The 18,986-nt window shown below is 62.4% G+C and carries 16 protein-coding genes and 2 pseudogenes; 9 read left to right on the top strand and 9 right to left on the bottom strand.

Annotated elements, in window-relative coordinates:
- Window positions 1-113: 113 nt before the first annotated feature.
- A complete protein-coding gene (locus tag MTX23_RS23090) occupies window positions 114-266 on the bottom strand; it encodes a hypothetical protein (RefSeq protein WP_280972488.1) in 153 nt (50 codons plus the stop codon).
- Between the two features lie 406 nt (window positions 267-672).
- Here MTX23_RS23090 and rfbA point away from each other — a divergent pair, with 406 nt between their 5' ends.
- The 3 genes from rfbA to MTX23_RS23105 all read left to right on the top strand — a co-directional run bounded on the left by rfbA (window position 673) and on the right by MTX23_RS23105 (window position 4,034).
- Complete coding sequence (gene rfbA, locus MTX23_RS23095) at window positions 673-1,557, top strand: glucose-1-phosphate thymidylyltransferase RfbA (protein WP_280972489.1); 885 nt, start codon at window positions 673-675, stop codon at window positions 1,555-1,557.
- A gap of 18 nt (window positions 1,558-1,575) precedes the next feature.
- The gene (rfbB, locus tag MTX23_RS23100; RefSeq protein WP_280972490.1) at window positions 1,576-2,676 is read left to right on the top strand and encodes a dTDP-glucose 4,6-dehydratase; all 1,101 of its coding nucleotides are present in this window, start codon (window positions 1,576-1,578) and stop codon (window positions 2,674-2,676) included.
- Between the two features lie 329 nt (window positions 2,677-3,005).
- Window positions 3,006-4,034, top strand: a complete 1,029-nt coding sequence (locus MTX23_RS23105) for a UDP-glucuronic acid decarboxylase family protein (RefSeq protein ID WP_280972491.1) — start codon at window positions 3,006-3,008, stop codon at window positions 4,032-4,034.
- Between the two features lie 72 nt (window positions 4,035-4,106).
- Here the strand turns inward: MTX23_RS23105 and MTX23_RS23110 are convergent, their stop codons facing one another.
- The gene (locus tag MTX23_RS23110) at window positions 4,107-4,259 is read right to left on the bottom strand and encodes a hypothetical protein (RefSeq protein ID WP_280972492.1); all 153 of its coding nucleotides are present in this window, start codon (window positions 4,257-4,259) and stop codon (window positions 4,107-4,109) included.
- Window positions 4,260-4,498: 239 nt separating this feature from the next.
- Between MTX23_RS23110 and MTX23_RS23115 the strand changes: the two genes are divergently transcribed.
- Window positions 4,499-5,464 carry a Ku protein gene (locus MTX23_RS23115; RefSeq protein ID WP_280972493.1) on the top strand — a complete coding sequence of 322 codons (966 nt, stop codon included), beginning with the start codon at window positions 4,499-4,501 and terminating at the stop codon, window positions 5,462-5,464.
- A gap of 49 nt (window positions 5,465-5,513) precedes the next feature.
- Entirely contained in the window at window positions 5,514-5,747 is a 234-nt protein-coding gene (locus MTX23_RS23120) for a hypothetical protein (RefSeq protein ID WP_280972494.1), read from the top strand.
- 7 nt (window positions 5,748-5,754) lie between these two features.
- Here the strand turns inward: MTX23_RS23120 and MTX23_RS23125 are convergent, their stop codons facing one another.
- Complete coding sequence (locus tag MTX23_RS23125; RefSeq protein ID WP_280972495.1) at window positions 5,755-5,919, bottom strand: Flp family type IVb pilin; 165 nt, start codon at window positions 5,917-5,919, stop codon at window positions 5,755-5,757.
- Between the two features lie 333 nt (window positions 5,920-6,252).
- On the opposite strand from MTX23_RS23125, the gene MTX23_RS23130 reads away from it, so the two are divergent.
- Window positions 6,253-7,887: a thiamine pyrophosphate-requiring protein gene (locus tag MTX23_RS23130; RefSeq protein WP_280972496.1), complete on the top strand. Its 1,635-nt coding sequence runs from the start codon at window positions 6,253-6,255 to the stop codon at window positions 7,885-7,887.
- A gap of 65 nt (window positions 7,888-7,952) precedes the next feature.
- Here the strand turns inward: MTX23_RS23130 and MTX23_RS23135 are convergent, their stop codons facing one another.
- The 5 genes from MTX23_RS23135 to MTX23_RS23155 form a co-directional block, all read right to left on the bottom strand.
- The gene (locus tag MTX23_RS23135) at window positions 7,953-9,197 is read right to left on the bottom strand and encodes an ABC transporter substrate-binding protein (RefSeq protein ID WP_280972497.1); all 1,245 of its coding nucleotides are present in this window, start codon (window positions 9,195-9,197) and stop codon (window positions 7,953-7,955) included.
- A gap of 41 nt (window positions 9,198-9,238) precedes the next feature.
- Window positions 9,239-10,720, bottom strand: coding sequence for an ATP-binding cassette domain-containing protein (locus MTX23_RS23140; protein WP_280972498.1), 1,482 nt, complete (start codon window positions 10,718-10,720; stop codon window positions 9,239-9,241).
- Window positions 10,720-11,646 (bottom strand): branched-chain amino acid ABC transporter permease, encoded by a 927-nt coding sequence (locus MTX23_RS23145; RefSeq protein WP_280972499.1) that lies wholly within the window; start codon window positions 11,644-11,646, stop codon window positions 10,720-10,722. Before MTX23_RS23145 ends, MTX23_RS23140 begins: the two co-directional genes overlap by 1 nt.
- 1 nt (window position 11,647) lies before the next feature.
- The gene (locus MTX23_RS23150; RefSeq protein WP_280972500.1) at window positions 11,648-12,523 is read right to left on the bottom strand and encodes a branched-chain amino acid ABC transporter permease; all 876 of its coding nucleotides are present in this window, start codon (window positions 12,521-12,523) and stop codon (window positions 11,648-11,650) included.
- A 97-nt stretch (window positions 12,524-12,620) separates the two neighbouring features.
- Window positions 12,621-13,844: an ABC transporter substrate-binding protein gene (locus MTX23_RS23155; protein WP_280978154.1), complete on the bottom strand. Its 1,224-nt coding sequence runs from the start codon at window positions 13,842-13,844 to the stop codon at window positions 12,621-12,623.
- Window positions 13,845-14,515: 671 nt separating this feature from the next.
- Here MTX23_RS23155 and MTX23_RS23160 point away from each other — a divergent pair.
- From MTX23_RS23160 to MTX23_RS23170, 3 genes and pseudogenes are all read left to right on the top strand, one after another.
- Window positions 14,516-15,270, top strand: a pseudogene (locus MTX23_RS23160) (IS5 family transposase).
- Window positions 15,271-15,341: 71 nt separating this feature from the next.
- Window positions 15,342-16,691, top strand: a pseudogene (locus MTX23_RS23165) (IS701 family transposase).
- A gap of 592 nt (window positions 16,692-17,283) precedes the next feature.
- Window positions 17,284-18,015 (top strand): carbonic anhydrase, encoded by a 732-nt coding sequence (locus tag MTX23_RS23170; RefSeq protein ID WP_280972501.1) that lies wholly within the window; start codon window positions 17,284-17,286, stop codon window positions 18,013-18,015.
- A 170-nt stretch (window positions 18,016-18,185) separates the two neighbouring features.
- On the opposite strand, the gene MTX23_RS23175 is transcribed toward MTX23_RS23170, so the two are convergent.
- Complete coding sequence (locus MTX23_RS23175; RefSeq protein WP_280972502.1) at window positions 18,186-18,971, bottom strand: fumarylacetoacetate hydrolase family protein; 786 nt, start codon at window positions 18,969-18,971, stop codon at window positions 18,186-18,188.
- Between the last annotated feature and the right edge of the window lie 15 nt (window positions 18,972-18,986).

An 18,986-nucleotide genomic window follows, 5' to 3' on the forward strand; every position in this document is an offset into this window, starting at 1 on the left:
GAAGTTGTGACCACATCATGGTTCAGCGCGCCGAAAGATTGTTCATCCGCTGATTTTTTTGTGCAGCCCAACGATGCAGAACTGATCGAACACGCGCGCGAAGTTCCTTCGCATCAAGAAAAAAACCACAGCGCAAATTTCAGGAACATCGTGCTCAGCAGATAGATCCATCCCGTCATCGCAAGCAGAACCAATCCGACAAAGACGCCGGAAAGACTTCTTTCTTTCAACTGCGTCAGCAGAGGAAATTTGAATCGATAAAGCATGTATAAGCTCGCCCCGAAGTCGCCGGACAGACGTACTCGGCAAATTCGATAATCTCATGACGCAGCGTCGTGAGATCGCTGGCAGCGTGCACATGCGAGCGATGCGCATTCACAATCGCGCGCTCGACTGATCGAACAAACGAACTGCACATCGCGTCCGTCGCGAGCCGATCGATCGCGCAGCACTATTTTTCGCTTCGCGACATTTTGCGAGTGAGATCAGCTTGGCGAAGAACCTTTCGCAGGACGCGATGGCAGTCGAGGCGGCACGCCTGTCGGGCGGGTAGAAGCTCCCGCAAGTCCCTGCACCGACGCGGCAAATTTGCCCAACTGCCCCGTACCGCGGATAAAATCTGTGCTAGAGCTTGGCTGGGGCAACCCTTGGATCTGGCGGGGCAGAGGTGCGATGAAGGGGATAATTCTGGCGGGTGGGACCGGGACACGGCTTTACCCGGTGACGACGGTGGTCTCCAAGCAGCTATTGCCGGTCTTCGACAAGCCGATGATCTACTATCCCTTGTCGACGCTGATGCTCGCAGGCATCAAGGATATCCTGATCATCACGACGCCGGATGATCAGCACCTGTTTCGGCGGCTGCTCGGCGAAGGCGGCGAGATTGGACTCAAATTCTCCTACGCGATTCAACAGCATCCACGCGGTCTGGCCGATGCCTTCCTGGTCGGACGCGATTTCATCGGCAGCGACAACGTCGCGCTGATCCTGGGAGATAATATCTTCTACGGTCATGGGTTGGCCGACAAATTGAAGCGGGCCGGCGGCAGGCCAAAGGGCGCCACAATCTTCGGCTATACGGTCGGCTCACCGCAGAGCTATGGCGTCGTTGAGCTCGATGCCCTCGGACGGCCGGTCTCGATCGAGGAAAAGCCCGCACAACCGAAATCGGATATCGCGGTGACCGGACTCTATTTCTACGACAATGCGGTCCTCGACATCGCGGCCTCGATGAAGCCGTCGGCGCGGGGTGAGCTCGAGATCACCGACGTCAATCGCGTCTACATGGAGCGCGGCGAACTTGCGGTCGAGATGCTTCACCGCGGCTTCGCCTGGCTCGATACCGGCACGCATTCGTCGCTGGTCGAGGCCAGCCATTTCGTGCAGATTCTCGAACAGCGGCAGGGCTTGCGGATCGCGTGCATCGAAGAGATCGCGCTGCGGATGGGATACATCACGCTCGACCAGTTCCACAGCCTCGCGCAGAGATCGGCCAGGAGCAGTTACGGCGAATATCTGCTCTCGGTCTATCACAGCTTCGCAAGATCGAAGCGTTAGCCACCATACGTGTCAAGCATGAATCAGAACCGATCAACGATCTTCGTAACGGGGGGAGCCGGCTTCATCGGCTCAGCCGTCATCAGACATTTGCTCGACACCACCGATGTCTCGATCGTCAACATTGACAAGCTGACCTACGCGTCGAGCCTGGCTTCGATTCCGCAAGCGGTCGCGCAATCGGCCCGCTATGCGCTTGCGAGGACTGACATCTGCGACGGCGACGCACTGCGCGCGTTGTTCACGCAGTACCAGCCGCACGGCGTGATCCATCTCGCGGCCGAGAGCCACGTCGACCGCTCGATCGACGGCCCCCAGGACTTCATCCGGACCAACATCAACGGCACATTCTCGCTGTTGCAGGAGACATTGCGCCATTGGCGCGTGTTGACGCCGCGGGAGCGCAAGTCGTTCCGCCTGCTCCACGTCTCGACCGACGAGGTGTTCGGCTCGCTCGGCCCGGACGGCGCCTTCACCGAGCGGAGCCCCTACGCGCCGAACTCGCCCTACTCCGCCAGCAAGGCCGCCTCCGATCATCTGGTCCGCGCCTGGTGCGAAACCTACGAACTGCCCTGCCTGATCTCGAACTGCTCGAACAATTACGGGCCGTATCAGTTTCCGGAGAAACTGATCCCGCACATGATCATCAAGGCGCTCGCCGGGGAGCCCCTTCCGGTCTATGGCGACGGCCGCAATGTTCGCGACTGGCTCTATGTCGAGGACCATGCGCGCGCGCTGCATACGATCCTCCAGCATGGAAAGGTCGGTGAGACCTATAATGTTGGCGGTCGCAACGAACGGACCAATCTCGAAGTCGTCGAACACCTCTGCGTGCTGCTCGATCGGCTGCAACCATCAAATCGCGGCAACCGAAAGCAGTTGATCTCGTTCGTGACCGATCGCCCCGGCCATGACCGCCGCTACGCAATCGACGCTTCGAAGCTGGAACGCGAGCTTGGCTGGACCACGCGGGAGAATTTCGACAGTGGGCTCGACAAAACCGTCCGCTGGTATCTCGCAAACAAGCCATGGTGGCAGTCCATCCAGGACTCCGGCTATGACGCCAAGCGGCTCGGACTTTCCGTTCCGGCGTCGCAAGATACGAAAGGCGTCAACTAGGCTCGCTGCCGCCTTTAGCCTACATCGCGGGCGTGGATGCTCACCAAGCCCAATTTAGCCGCACTTGTGCATGCGACCTCGCGCAATCGCGAACGGCGACGCGCGCAGACGTGCAAAAAGTTCCAATTTCATATCCTCGTGGCCACGGAATGAAGAAACCTTAACTTTGACACGTTCTTCGCATTCTTCCTGTCAGGGGGCGCTTAGCGATCGAGACGTTGGGCTTGGTTGAGGACCCAACATACGTCGGTTCGAGGAAGCAGAACGCCTGGCAAGTTGGCGGCGCTCTCCACTCCCCTCGATCAGCCGTAGCAATGTAGGGAAAAGCCATGCCTTACAATCTGGCCGAACGAATCCTGGTAACTGGCGGCTCAGGCTTTCTCGGCTCACATCTCTGCGAGCGCCTGCTTGCAAACGGCGCGGAAGTCCTTTGCGTGGACAATTTCTTCACCGGCACGCGAGGCAACGTCGAGCATCTTCTCCATCATCACCGCTTCGAATTGCTGCGCCATGACGTGACGTTCCCGCTCTATGTTGAAGTCGACCAGATCTACAATCTGGCCTGTCCGGCTTCGCCTGTGCATTACCAGCACGACCCGGTCCAGACCACGAAGACCAGCGTGATCGGCGCCATCAACATGCTCGGGCTGGCCAAGCGGCTCAAAGTGAAGATCCTGCAGGCCTCGACCTCCGAGATCTATGGCGATCCCACAACGCATCCTCAAGGCGAAGAGTATTGGGGCAACGTCAACCCGATCGGGCCCCGCTCATGCTATGATGAAGGAAAACGCTGCGCCGAAACTCTGTTCTTCGACTATCGACGCCAGCATGGAATGCCCATCAAGGTTGCGCGCATCTTCAATACCTATGGACCGCGCATGCATCCGAATGACGGTCGCGTGGTCTCGAATTTCATCGTCCAGGCACTCCGCGGGCACGACATCACCATTTACGGCGACGGCTTGCAGACCCGAGCATTCTGCTACGTCGACGATCTGATCGATGGCCTCATGCGTCTGATGCAGTCACCTGCAGAGATCACAGGGCCGTTGAATCTCGGTAATCCCAATGAGATTACGATGCGCGAGCTTGCCGAATTGACCATCGAATTGACCGGCTCTCGCTCGAAGATCGTCCACCGCCCGCTCCCGCAGGACGATCCGCGGCAACGCCAGCCTGACATTTCGCGCGCCAATGCCATGCTCGGGTGGGCGCCGCGGACCCCACTCCGGCAGGGCCTCGCACGAACAATTACCTACTTTGAGGAAATGCTCACGGATTCTGCCGACCGGATCTCTCACATTCCCTCGGCGAGTCCGCATGCGCAGAAGCTCGGGCTTACGGTCCCGGCGACCTAAGATGTCCGGCGCCTCGACCAAGCACGCCGGCCGAGGGCCAACCAATCCGACGATGCGGCGCAGCCAAGGGCGCTACACGCGGAAGAAAACGAACCAGACGACACCGAGGATCAAGACTGCGAGGCCGGTCGAGGCCGTGAGCAGCGCAAGGACCGAGGGGCCCGGCTCAGCCTGACGCGCTTCGGTCGGGGTTTCGACAATCCGACCGTGTCGTTCTGTTGCCATGGCGACCTCTCTGCTTAAATGCCTGTAATTTCCGGCGATTGTCCCTCGTCATACAGCCAACGCCCCATGCGGAGCGATGTTCCGGGCTCACTGTGGCCGCGGAATCCGGCTCGTGCCGGGCGTCAAACCGACGCAGGCTGAAACCACGGTTAACGCCGTTCCGAGATTCGCCGGAGCGCGATGTTTCAAACCGGGGTTCCCGGTGTTATCCTGCATCGGTTGCGTAATCGGAGTTTCCCATGGCCCCCCGCGCCAATTGGAAAGGCTTCCTGCGCCTTTCGCTTGTGACCTGCCCGGTTGCCCTGTACCCGGCGACGTCGGACACCGAAAAGGTCTCCTTCAACCAGATCAACCGCAAGACCGGCCACCGGATCAAATACGCCAAGGTCGATGCTGAGACCGGTGAGGAAGTGGCCTCCGAAGACATCATGAAGGGCTACAAGGTCGACACCGACACCTATATCGAGATCACCAAGGAAGAGCTCGACGACATCGCGCTCGAGTCAACCCGCACCATCGAGATCGATGAGTTCGTGCCGCGGGCCGAGATCGACAGCCGCTATCTGATCCGTCCCTATTATCTTGTCCCCGACGGCAAGGTCGGCCATGACGCCTTCGCGGTGATCCGCGAAACCATCCGCAGCCTGAACAAGGTTGCGATCGGCCGCGTGGTGTTGACCAACCGCGAGCACATCATTGCGCTGGAGCCGCTCGACAACGGGCTGATGGGCACGCTGTTGCGCTATCCTTACGAGGTGCGCAGCGAGAAGGAATATTTCGACGACATCCAGGACGTGAAGATCACCAAGGACATGCTCGACCTCGCCAAGCATATCGTCGAGCAGAAGTCCGCCGACTTCGATCCGGAAGAGTTCGACGATCGCTACGAGCAGGCGTTAATCGAGCTGATCAACCAGAAGCGCAACGGCATCAAGATCGCCAAGCCCGCACCGAAGTCGGGCGGCAACGTCATCAACCTGATGGACGCGCTGAAGAAGAGCCTTGCCAGCGAGAAGCAGGCCGCCCCGGCTACCAAAGCAAAGGGCAAGAAGCCGAAGAAGCGGATCGAGGGCCAGCGCGAGATGCTGCTGCCGATCTCGGGCAGCGGCAAGCGCGAGCCCAAGGAGGTCGCCAAGCCGGAGCCGAAGAAGGCGGAGAAGCCGGTGCGCGCGCAAGGCTCTGCGCGCTCGAAGAAGGCCGGCTGATCGGGCGTTCGCGGCGGCAGTCAAATGACCTCGATCCGCCGCGCCTGACATGCCTTGGTCGACGCCTTTCGACGAACCGATTGCGCTGCGCCCGGGCGGCAGTCTGGTGACGCTGCAGCAGGCGGCCGACTACATCATGAAATTGCCGGAAGATGCCCAGCAGGAGGCGCGCTGGCAAATCGCGGTCGAGCACCTGATCAATGCGGCAGAGACCGGCGGTGGTTGGCTGATGTTCGCGCGGATCGCGATGCTGCGCGCGCTGAACGGAGACGGCGGTAACTGAGGCGGCGTTACTTCAGCGAGGTGCTCATGGCCGAGAAGCGGCCGCTGAGATTGGCGCCGATGCCTCCAACGGCGGCGACGATCAGGATGCTGAGACCGCCCGCAATGATGGCGTATTCGATGGCTGTTGCTCCGGCCTCTTCGCGCATAAATCTCGCCAGCAACGAACGCATTGAAAGCTCCTGTCGACGCCCGCGGATAATCGCCCGCGCCGTAAAAATGTACCAGCCAGACTATGCCATATTGGTTGATGGCGCATTGACGGACAGGATGAACGATCGCTTAAAGGTTGTGCCGGATTTTCGGCCATTCCGGCCTGTATCAAGCCGTCCGGCCGGCGGCTCCATCGCGGGCCCGCCGCACCGCTATTGCCCGCAAACGCATATCAGCACTACCCGATCCGGGCGCGGGCGCGCTTTACCGCCCCGCAGAATCCTGTTCCTTTAAGCCGCACGGGACGACAACGAGGCCGGATGAAACCGGCCGCATCCAGGGGAGAGACCGCCATGAAACTCGGCACCGCGATCGCGGAAATCATGAAGCGCGAGGGCATCGAAATCCTCACGGGCTATCCCGTCAACCACCTGATCGAATATGCCGCCGCCGCCGATATCCGTCCGGTGATGGTACGGCAGGAGCGCATCGGCGTGCACATGGCGGACGCGATCTCCCGCGTCACCTCGGGCGAGAGGATCGGCGCCTTCTGCATGCAGCACGGTCCCGGCGCCGAGAACGCGATGGGCGGGGTCGCGCAGTGCTACGGCGAGTCGGTGCCCGTCCTGGTGCTGCCGATGGGCTATGCGCGCCGGCTCGCCAACATCGACCCGAACTTCAACTCCAGTCAGGCGATGAAGGCGTTCTCGAAATCGTCGGAGCCGATCAACCTTGCTTCTGAAGTCGGCAACATCTTCCGCCGCGCCTTCTCCAGGCTGAAGAACGGCCGCGGCGGGCCAGTCGTCGTCGAGATTCCCGCCGACATGTGGAACGAAGAGGTACCGGAACCGCTGAACTACACGCCGGTGCTGCGCACCCGCTACGGCGCCGACCCCGTCCATGTGAGGGAGGCCGCCGCCCTCCTCGTCAATGCCAAGCGGCCGGTGATCTACGCCGGCCAGGGCGTGCATTACGCCAAGGCCTGGCCGCAGCTGAAGCGCCTGGCCGAACGTCTCGCGATCCCCGTCACCACCAGCCTCGGCGGCAAGTCGTCCTTCCCCGAGACCCATCCGCTGTCGCTCGGCTCCGGCGGCCTTGCCGTGCCGCGCGCGGTGCCGAAATTCTTAGGGGAAGCCGACGTGATCTTCGGCATCGGCTGCTCCTTCACCGAGACGTCGTTCGGCATTGCGATGCCGAAGGGCAAGACCATCATCCACTCGACGCTCGATCCGAACCACATCAACAAGGATGTCGAGGCCAGGGTCGGCCTGGTCGGCGACGCCGGCCTCGTGCTCGACGCGCTGCTGGAGGAGATCGGCAAGACCGTGGCCTCGGACCGCGACGCCAGCACCGTCGCCGAGGAGATCGCCGCTTCCCACAAGGAATGGCTCGCCAAGTGGATGCCGAAGCTCACCCACAACGACGCCCCGCTCAATCCCTATCGCGTACTGTGGGACCTGCAGCACACCGTCGACATCCACAACACCATCATCACCCACGACGCCGGCAGTCCGCGCGACCAGCTCTCGCCGTTCTGGAAATCGGTCGAGCCGCTGTCCTACATCGGCTGGGGCAAGACCACGCAGCTCGGCTACGGCTTGGGCCTTGCGATGGGCGCCAAGCTCGCCAAGCCCGACAAGCTCTGCATCAACGTCTGGGGCGATGCCGCGATCGGCTTCACCGGGATGGATTTCGAGACCGCGGTGCGCGAGCGCATCCCGATCATGTCGGTCCTGCTCAACAATTTCTCGATGGCGATCGAATTGAAGGTGATGCCGATCTCGACCGAGAAGTACCGCTCGACCGATATCTCCGGCGACTACGCCGCGATGGCGCGCGCCTTCGGCGGCTATGGCGAGCGGGTGACGAAGCCCGAGGACATCATCCCCGCGATCAAGCGCGGCATCGAGAAGACCAAGGAAGGCGTGCCCGTGCTGCTGGAATTCATCACCAGCAAGGAGACCGAGGTCTCGCGCCCGGGCACCTGACGCGCTGCGCTCCCGAAATATTCAAAGCCCGGTTCTGAGCGGTCAGAACCGGGCTTTGCGTTTGGTTACTGCGACAGCTTCACGAAGTCCGGAAACTTCAGCTTGCCTTCCGCGATCGCCTTCGGCCAGACCGTGATCTGCTTGCCGCTCTGCCACTGGAACACGAGGCCGGTCACCGCACCGGGACCGGACTTGATGCCGTGGGTGAACTCGTCGTTCTTGCCGTAGAACTGGATCTTGCCGATCGTGCCCTCGAAGTCGGTCTTCTCGAGCTCGGCGACCATCTTGTCCGGATCGGTCGAGCCGGCCCGCTGGATCGCCTCGGCGATGATGTAGACCTCGTCATAGGCGGTGTAGCCGGTATAGGCCGGCGCCGTGCCATACTTCGCCTTGAAGGCCGCCGCGAACGGCTTGGTTTTCGAGGTCACGGCGACGTCGGGCGTCGCCACCGCGAGCGACGGCACGCCCTCGGCGGCGCCGTTGGTGTCGCCCCAGAACGTCGGGCTCAGCGCCTGCGCGCTGATGCCGAACATCGGGATCGGCACCTGCTGGTTCTTCCACTGCACCGTCGGCTGCACACCGACATGCGAGATGCCGGTGACGATCACGTCGGGCTTTGCGCCTTCCATCTTGTTGAAGATCGGCGTGAAGTCGGTGGTGTCTGGCGAGAAGCGGATGTGCTCGACGACCTTCAGGCCGGCCTTGGGCAGGCAGGCCTCGTAGCCGGCGTCGAGCGGCTTGGTCCAGGCGGCGTCCTCGCTCATGATCGCCGCCGACTTGAACTTGAGCTGATCGACCAAAAGCTCCTTGGCGGCATCGCAGACGAGCTGCGCCTGCGCGGCCGAGGTCAGGTAGCCGTGGAAGGTGTACTTGTTCTTTTCATAGTCGTTGTGGATCGCCTTGGTGATCTCGTTCGATGCCGCGCCGGGCGTGATCAGCGGCATCTTCAGCCGCGCCGCCCACGGCTCAAGCGCCAGCACCACCTCGCTGATATAGCTCGCGATCACCGCGGAGACCTTGTCCTCGCTGACCGCGCGCTGGAAGGCCCGCACCGAGTCGGCCGATGAGCTCTTGTTGTCGTAGGTGACGATCTCGATCTTGCGGCCCATCACGCCGCCCTTGGCGTTGATCTCGTCGGCCGCGATCTGCGCGCCGCCCGGCGTCGCCGCACCCGCGATCGACTGCACCTCGGCGATGACGCCGATCTTGATCGGATCCTTGGACTGCGCATAGGCGGGCGCCGCAAGGCAGAGCGCTAGCGCGGATGCGAGCGGCAGCAGGCTCGCGCGAACGGCCGAATAGCGTGACATGATGATCTCCCTTTCTTTGCTTTATTGTTGTCGATGAAGTTCTAGAGGAAGTCGGCGCCCGCCTCCGCGGCGAACCGCGCGGGATCGCCCTCCCACACGATCCGCGCGTGCTCGAGCACATAGACGCGGTCGGCATGCGGAAGCGCGAAGGTCACGTTCTGCTCGCCGAGCAGCACCGTGATCTGCGTGGTCTGGCGCAATCGCTCCAGCGCCTTCGACAATTGCTCAAGGATGACGGGCGCGAGCCCGAGCGTCGGCTCGTCCAGGATCAGGATCTGCGGCTGCATCATCAGGGCGCGGCCGATCGCCAGCATCTGCTGCTCGCCGCCGGACAGCGTCTGCGCCATCTGGCCCTGACGCTCCTTAAGGATCGGGAACAACTCGAACAGCCAGGCGAGCTGCCTCGCCCTCGCCTCGTCGGTGAGATGCTGACCGCCGAGGTCGAGATTCTCGCGCACCGTCATCTCGCCGAACAGCTCGCGGGATTCCGGACACTGCACGAGCCCGGAGCGCGCGATCTTCGCCGGCCCCATCCCGCGCAGCTTCTCGCCGCCCCGGATGATCTCGCCGGTATACGGCAGGAAGCCCGAAAGCGTGTTGAACAGCGTGGTCTTGCCGGCGCCGTTGAGGCCGACGACGGAGACGAACTCGCCCTCATGGACGTGGATCGAGACATTCTCCAGCGCCTGCGCCTTGCCGTAATGCACGCTGACATTCTCGACCTGCAACAGCGGCACCTTGTCCTTGAAGCTGGTCTCGGGACGCGCATGGGTCTCGATCGCGCCGCCGAGATAGACCCGCCGCACGGTTTCGTTCTTCATCACCTCGTCGGCCGGGCCGGTCGTGATCTCCTCGCCGAGATACATCGCGAGCACGCGGTCGACCAAGGCGGCGACGCTCTTGACGTTGTGATCGACCAGCATCACCGCACGTCCTTCGTCGCGGAAGCTGCGGATCAGTTGTGAGAAGCCGCCGACCTCGGCGCTGGTCAGTCCGGCGAACGGCTCGTCGACCAGCACGACCTTCGGGTCGCGCGCGATCGCCTTGGCGAGCTCGAGGCGGCGCAGATCGGCGAACGGCAGCGTCGGCGGACGGCGGTCCATCACCGCGCCGAGGCCGACGCGATCGGCGATCCATCTGGCGCGCTCGATCAGCGCCTTGTCGGGAAACAGCATGAACAGGCTGTCGGGCAACAGCGCGACCATGATGTTCTCGAGCACAGTCTGCCGGTTCAGCGGCCGCGAGTGCTGGAACACCATGCCGAAGCCCTTGCGCGCGATCTTGTGCGACGGCATGCCGGCGACATCCTCGCCCTCGAAGATCACTTCGCCCGCCGTGGGGCGCTCGATGCCCATCACGCTCTTCATCGCCGTCGATTTGCCCGAGCCGTTCGGCCCGATCAGGCCGAGGATCTCGCCAGGGCGCAGGTCGAAGCTCAGATTCTTCACAGCCGTCAGGCCGCCGAACCGCTTGGTCAGGCCGCGGACGGTAAGCGTGGGAGTGGTGGTCACAGTCTGATCCATTACGAGCGCGCCTCGCGTGACAGGGCCGCTCCGAGGAAACCGCCGGGGAAGAACAGGACGACAAGCAAGGCGACGGCCGAGACGATGAACGTCGCGAGCTCGCCGGTCGGCCGCAGGAATTCGCCTGCCACGATCAGGAAGATCGCACCCAGCGCCGCACCGAGCACGGTGCGCCGGCCGCCGAGCACGGCGGAAACGATCACGTTCACGCCGACCGCGACGTCGACCACGGTGCCGACCGAGGCGGTGCCGAAGTAGAACACCAGGAGCGCGCCCGAGAGGCCTGAGAAGAACGCGCTGACGATGAACGCCGCGAGCTTATGCTTGACGATGTTGAAGCCGAGCGCGCCGGCTTGCACCGGGTCCTGCCCGCTCGCCTGCAGCACAAGGCCGATCGGCGATTGCGACAGGCCGTACAGGATGGCCGCGCTGATGGTCATGAAGCCGAGCGCGATCCAGTAGTTCGCGCCTGCATTGATGGTGATGACGTCCGGAATGGTCAGCCCGATCTCGCCGCCGGTGAGATCGGCGAACACCACGACGAAGTTCTGCAGCATCAGCACTGCGACCAGCGTGGTCAGGCCGAAATACGGCCCCCTCACCCGCAGCGCCGGCAGCGCGAGCACGAGGCCCGCGATCACCGAGGCCAGCGCGCCGAGCAGGATGCAGAGATAGACCGACCAGCCGAACTGGTTGTTCAGGATGCCGGCGGTGTAGGCCCCGGTGCCGATCAGGAAGGTCGGGCCGAAATTGACCTCGCCGGCGAAGCCGAACAGCAGGTCCCAGGCCATCGCGAACACGCCGAAATAGAAGGCGACGGTCAACAGCCCGAGCACGTAGCCCGAAACGTAGAGTGGCAGCGTCGCGGCGACCACCACGCAGGCCAGCGAAACGAAGAACAGGCGCGACGTGAAGAACCCGGCCATCTCAGCGCCTCCCCAACAGGCCTTGAGGCCGGATATACATCACGAAGACAAGCAGCAGCAGCGCCGGAATGGTACGGTAGGCCGGCGAGATCAGGTAGGCCGTCACGGTCTCGAGATAGCCGACCACGAAGGCCGCGATCAGCGAGCCCGAGACACTGCCGAGGCCGCCGAGCACCACGATCGAGAACGCGCTCGCGGTCAGCGGCCCGACGCTGTAGGAGCTGACGCCCAAGAACATGCCGAGCAGCACGCCGGCGATGCCGGCCAGGATGCCGTAAATCGCCCACACCACGATATAGATGCGGGTGAGCTCAAGCCCGAGCAGAGTGACGCCGCGCGGGTTCATCGAGGCCGCCAGCACCGCCTTGCCGGTCCGCGTGCGGTTCACCAGGAGCCACAGCAAGCCGATCACGAGGCAGCAGACGAGCGCGGTGAAGATATTGTTGCGCGGCGTGCGGTTGCCGAAGATGTCGACGACGCCCTCGACGATCGGCAGCACCGTCTTGGCATTGTTGGTGAAGAAGTAGGCGATCAGTTCCTGGATCATGATCCCCCACAGCAAGGTGCCGGTGAGGACGAAGATTTCCTTCTCCTCATTGGGGATCCGCTTGGAATTCTGGATCGGCTTGACGACCACGAAGTAGGTCGCAAATGCCACGATCAGCGCGACGGCGACGCCGAGCAGCGCGCCGGAATAGGTATCGAGGTGGAGCACGCTGGCCGCGGCCCAGGCCGCGACCGCTGCGGCCACCATGATGGCACCGTGGGAGAGATTGAGAACGCCCGAGACACCGAAGATCAGGGTGAAGCCGGTGGCGCCGAGTGCGTAGAGGGCACTGATGGCAAAGCCATCGATCAGGATTTGTAACGCAAGCATCTCAGATTGGCCGCGGCAGCAGAGCTGCCTGTTGTGGAGGACATCGCAACTGCAGAAAACTGCTCCCGGGAGAGGCCCGGGAGCATGTTACCGTCAGTTATTTCGAGGTGACCTTGATGAAACTCGGGAACTTCAGGTCGCTCTTGGCGACCTCCTTGGGCCAGACCGCGACCTGCTTTCCGCCCTGCCACTGCAGCATCAGCCCGGTGATCAGGCCCTTGCCGTACTTGATCGAGTGGGTGAACGGATCGTCCTTGCCGTAGAACTGGACACGTCCGATCGTGCCTTCCCAATCGGTCTTCTCGAGCGCCGCGACCATCTTGTCCGCGTCAGTCGAACCGGCGCGCTTCACCGCGTCAGCGATGTAGTAGACCTCGTCATAGGCGGTGTAGCCCGCATACGACGGATAGTTGCCGTAGCGCTTCCTGAAGCCTTCCGCGAACGGCACCGACTTCGGCGTCACCGCCACGCCCGGCCCCGACACGCCCTGATACAGCACACCTTCCGCCGCGTCGTTGGTGTCCTTGCCGAAGGTCTCGTTGGTTGCCTGCGAGGAGATGCCGAACATCGGGATCGGCACCTGCTGGTTCTTCCATTGCACCGTCGGCTGTACGCCCACATGCGAGATGCCGGTGATGATCACGTCGGGCTTGGAGCCCTCGATCTTGTTGAAGATCGGCGTGAAGTCCGTGGTGTCGGGCGAGAAGCGGATATGGTCGACGACCTTGAGGCCGATCTTCGGCAGGCACTCCTCGTAGCCGACGTCGAGCGGCTTGGTCCAGGCCGCGTCTTCGCTCATGATAACCGCGGTCTTCATGTGCTTCTGATCGACCAGAAGCTCCTTGGCGGCGTCGCAGACCGACAGCGCCAGCGCCGCCGAGGTCAGGTAGCCGTGGAAGGTGTACTTGTTCTTCTCGTAGTCGGCGTGGACGCTCTTGCTGATCTCGTTGGAGGCAGCGCCGGGCGTCACGAACGGCGTCTTCAGGCGTGCGGCCCAGGGCTCAAGCGCGAGCACCACCTCGCTGATGTAGCTCGAGATGACCGCGTTGACCTTGTCCTCGTTCACCGCGCGCTGGAACGCGCGCACCGAGTCCGCCGAGGACGAGTGGTTGTCGTAGCTGACGATCTCGATCTTGCGGCCGTCGATACCGCCCTTGGCATTGATCTCGTCGGCGGCCATCTGAGCCGCCTGCGGGATCGACGCGCCCGCGATGGCCTGCGCCTCGGCGATCACGCCGATCTTGAGGGCGTCAGCGGCCGGTGCTCCGGTCGGCGCCAGCGCGACCAGCCCCAGGGCGGCCGCTCCGGCGAGTTGCTGCATTGCGTAACGGGGCAATCGAGTCGATCTATTCACTTTGTTTCACTCCTCTTTTTTGTCAATTTTCTTCGGCTGCTTCGCGCTCTTGGGCCGCGACTATAGCCACGACAAATCGCGCAGCAAGTAAAACCGCATGCAGATCGCCATGCGGGAACGACAACTAAAGTAGTGGGTTGCAGCTCGCGTGATAGCGATTGCACTCGCTCTAGGCACCGTGCACGCAAATTGCCCGAAGGAATTGCAGCCAGCACCACATCCGTGGCGGAATTGTAGAATTGAAGGGCGGATTATTAGCGAAGCGTAATCCGCCGACAGCCGATCGCTACTCCCGTCATTCCGAGGCTCGCGAACCACGAAGCCGGAATGACGAATGAGGCGTCGCCCCCTTGGCACTGATTTGCCCGACGACGCAAGAGCCGCCATGAGAAATATTTCTGTTTTTCAGAATATCAACTCAGTGTATGATCCGCCCGTCTCACCCACTTGAGGGGCGCTTCGCGGTCGTCACGAGTGTTGGGTTGGGATGCGGTGGACGCCGATGTCACGGCTGACGAGCGTGGCAGATAGCGGACGGTGAAGTCGTGCAGGCCTGACGCCCTAAGGTTTGTACTCAATCAGATGTATAATTTTACGTGGAGATATGATTCAAGCTCTGCATTTGCGGGGCTTGGATCATGGCGGGCGAGTTTTGGTTGAATGATCGGCAGTGGGCAGCAATCGAGCCCTTGCTGCCGCAAAATCAGCCCGGCGCTCGTCGAGTCGATGATCGCCGCGTGATCAGTGGCATCATCCATGTGTTGAAGTCCGGCTGCCGCTGGCGCGATTGCCCGGCAGTGTTCGGCCCTTACACGACCGTCTACAATCGCTGGAACCGCTGGTCGCGGCGCGAGGTCTGGCGCAATCTGTTCGAAGCACTTCGGGGCCTGTCGCCCGATGACGACTTCCAGGCCATCGATTCCACGACCGCCAAGGCGCACCGTGCGGCGGCCGGTGGAAAAGGGGGGCGGAGGCTCAGGCCATCGGTCGTTCCCGCGGTGGCAGGACCACCAAGATCCACGCCGTCTGCGACAGTCTCGGACGCGCCATCGCGCTCGAAGTAACGCCAGGTCAGCGTGGTGACATCCGCGCGGCGCTGCCCCTGCTCAGCTCTCTGCCACCACCGCGTTGCTGTGCGGCCGACACGGCCTATGACGCGAACGAACTGCGGCAATTCCTCATCGAACGGGGAACAACCCCGGTCATCCCAAACAATCCCACCCGAAAACGCTTCCATCCGTTCGACCGCGCCGCATACAAGCGGCGCAACCTCGTCGAGCGCATGTTTTGCAGGCTCAAGGACTGGCGGCGCATTGCAACCCGCTATGACAAGCTCGCCAGAAACTTCCTCTCGGCCGTCAATCTTGCTGCCGCTATCATTTGGTGGACCTGATTGAGTCCGGACCTTAGCACTACTTTGGCAGATTGTCGGTTTAGCCGTAGGATTCCCGAATCGATTTTTCAATGATTCATGGGTGGTCGGCTCTTGGAGGGCTGACCATGGCGGAATGGGAAGACGAACTCGAGCGTTGGCTGAAGCCGTTCTTGGACCGATTGGGTCACAAGACTCGGCAGCGGATGTGTCCGCTGTACGTTGCGGGATTGATCGGCCCTGGTGATCGCAAGAGCGTTCAGCCGATGGCTGAACGCCTTGCCACAGGCAACTACGATCAGCTGCACCATTTCATCGCCGATGGTGTTTGGGACGCATCACCACTGGAATCTGAGCTGCTCAACCAGGCGGACCGACTTGTCGGCGGCAAGGATGCGGTGCTGGTTATTGATGACACCTCACTGCCGAAGAAGGGCGAACGCTCGGTTGGTGTTGCAGCTCAATATGCGTCGGCTCTCGGCAAGACGGCAAATTGCCAAACGCTGGTGTCTTTGACGCTTGCGCGCGGCGAGGTGCCGGTGATGGTCGCGTTGCGTCTCTTTCTGCCTGACAGTTGGACAAGCAACGTGACTCGTTTAAAGCGCGCTCGCGTGCCTGTCGAACACCAAGCGCCACGGTCCAAGCCGGAAATTGCTTTGGCCGAGATTGATCGCGCGATAGTAGCCAACGTGCGCTTTGGGTGTGTACTGGCGGATGCGGGATACGGGCTCAGCGCACCATTTCGACAAGGGCTAACGGCACGCGGGCTACTTTGGGCCGTCGGCATCCCGCGGCACCTCAAGGTGTATCCGGTTGAGGTGAAGCTCGTTTGGCCGAATACCAAGGTTCGGGGCCGACCACGAAAGCACTACGTACCAGATGTCCTATCGATCGCGGCAGAACAAATGCTGCACGGCGCCAAGTGGAAAACCCTGAGTTGGCGGAGCGGGACGAAAGGTCGGCTGAAAGCCCGATTTGCTGCTGTCCGTATCCGCATCGCCGACGGGCCTCCGCAGCGGATATGGGATAAGGGTCAGCAGCATCTTCCGGGCGAGGAAGCCTGGCTCATTGGCGAGCAACGTGCCTCAGGGGAGAAGAAATACTATCTCGCCAATCTGCCCGCCGCGACAGACCTGCGCACATTAGCCGCCACCATCAAGGCACGATGGATTTGCGAACAGGCGCATCAGCAGTTGAAAGAAGAACTCGGGCTTGATCACTTCGAGGGGCGATCCTGGCAAGGTCTGCATCGTCACGCGCTCATGACCATGGTCGCTTACGCCTTCCTGCAGCATCGTCGCCTCGCACAAGCGGGGCGGAAAAAAAAGAATCAACGGACCTCCACCTCAGCCTAGCTTGCCGGCGGTACGCCAAGCCATCGTCGATCTCGTTCTTCGGCCGCCATCTCTGCGATGCCCACACTGCAGAAGACGGATCCGTAAAAAGCCCCGGCGAATAAATCTGCCAAAGTAGTGTTAGTGGCAGGTGTCTCCTTGCAAAGCGCGAAGCGCTTTTGCAAAGACGGTGACAACAAAGCCCAGTCTCGCCGGGGAGAGCACGTATAAGCCGTAAACCATCGCGCAGGGAAAGCCGGGATTGCTCCGGTTTCACCTGTGGTCCTACCTCCCGAGCTTTCCATTTGCTCGGGACCCATGGGTGCGATCGGCACCCGGCTTTCCCTGCGCCCTCTGCTTGATGAGAGGGCGGAACGAGGAGCAAAACTCGGACAAATCATGTCGCGAGAACGCGAGGCCATATCTCCACGACTGTCATCGCCCGCGAAAGCGGGCGATCCGGTATTCCAGGGGCAGCAGTGATTGATCCGAGAGGCCGCAGCGTACTGGATACCCCGCGTGCGCGGGGTATGACGGCGGGGCGATGGATTGCTTCCGCCTTCGGCGGACAAGTCGTCGCTATCGCTCCTCGCAATGACGGCGGTGAGACCGTGCAAACGAAGCGTGGATTGCCTCGCTTCGCCGGCAATGACATAAACCGTCAGCGATGTCGCCTTCGCCGTCATCATGGAGAACCTTCATGTGCCAGCTCTGCGATTCCCCTGCTCTCACGCTGACCTCGCGGCGCCGCTTCATCGCCGCAGCCGGCGGCATCGCCGCCAGCCTTGCCTTCGCGTCGCCCGTGTTCGCCAAGGAGACCAAGCCGCCGCCGAAGCCGCAAAACGTGGTGTCGCCGGACGCGGCGCTCGACCGGCTGATGAAAGGCAACGCCCGCTATGTCGAAGGCGTCTCGCGCCGCCACGATTTCAAGCATGAGCGCGAGGCGCTGGCCGGCGGTCAAAACCCCTTTGCCGGCATCCTGAGCTGCGCCGACTCGCGCGTCGCGCCGGAATACGCCTTCGACAGCGGCCGTGGCGACCTGTTCGTCTGCCGCGTCGCCGGCAATTTTGCCAGCGACGAGGAGGTCGCGAGCCTGGAATATGCGGTGTCTGCGCTCAACGTGCCGCTGTTCATGGTGCTCGGCCACGACAGTTGCGGCGCGGTGGACGCGACCATCAAATCGCTGAAGGACAACACCACCCTGCCCGGCCATTTGCCTGCGCTGGTCAAGGCAATCTCGCCCGCGGTGAAGGCAAGCGAAGGCAAGCCCGGCGACCTCCTTGCGAACGCGATCCGGCAGAACGTCATCGACAACATCACCAAGCTCAAGTCGGCGACGCCGATCCTCAGTGCCGCGGTCGATCAGGGCAAGCTCAAGGTAGTCGGCGGCATCTATCGGCTCGGCGACGGCAAGGTCGAATTGATCGTATGAATGAGTCCGGTAGCAACCGTCACTGCGAGGAGCCAACGGGTCGCGCGAACGCGCGCCCGATGACAGGCTCCGCGACGACTTGTCCGCCGAAGCCTTGGCGAAGGCGTCCATTTTTCCCGGCGCTGAAGCATGGATTGCTTCGCTCCGCTCGTAATGACGACAAAGTTACTTTACGTGAACGTGGCCTCGACCGTGCCGAGTCCATCGAGCTCCATCACGACAGTGTCGCCGGCTTTCAGCCAGACCGTCTTCACTAGGCTACCGGTCAGCACGATCTGGCCTGCATGCAGGCCCTTGCCCTCGGCCGCGAGATGATTGGCCAGCCAGGCCAGCGCGTTGTGGGGATGGCCGAGCACGTCGGCGCCGGTGCCGCGTCCCTCCTCCTTGCCGTTGACGATCGCGCGTCCCGTGACGCGCAGCAGATCGAGTCCTGCGATGCGCGGCACCGCCTCTCCGAGCACGCAGCCGGCGGCGAAGAAGTCGTCGGCGATCAGCGTTGGCGCGCCCAGCGTCTCCCACTTCACATAGCGGTCGTCGACGATCTCGATCGCCGGACAGTACGCCTCGATCGCCTCTGCGACCCATTCGGCGGTGAACGGCGCCTCGCTTGCCGCGAGATTGCGCGCCAATCTCACCGCGATCTCGCATTCGACGCCAACATGGACATAGTCGGTCGCCGGCAATCGCACGCCGCTGTCATGCACGACCTTCTCGAACACGCCGCCGCCGCAGGGATGCGGGATGTTGATGTATTCCTGCATCACCGCGCTGGTGCAGCCGATCTTGTAGCCGACGAGGCTGCCGGCCTGTCCGCGCAGCAGATCGTGTACCGCCCGCTGCACGCGATAGCCTTCGGCTTCGTCGCGCGGCACGACGTCTTTCGGCAATGCCTTCAGCGGCGCGCGGCTGCGGCGGGCGGTGGCGATCGCTTTTGCGGCCGCAAGGATCCTGTCCATCGGCGCAGCCTCCCT

It is taken from the genome of Bradyrhizobium sp. ISRA436 (assembly GCF_029910015.1).
Classification (GTDB): domain Bacteria; phylum Pseudomonadota; class Alphaproteobacteria; order Rhizobiales; family Xanthobacteraceae; genus Bradyrhizobium.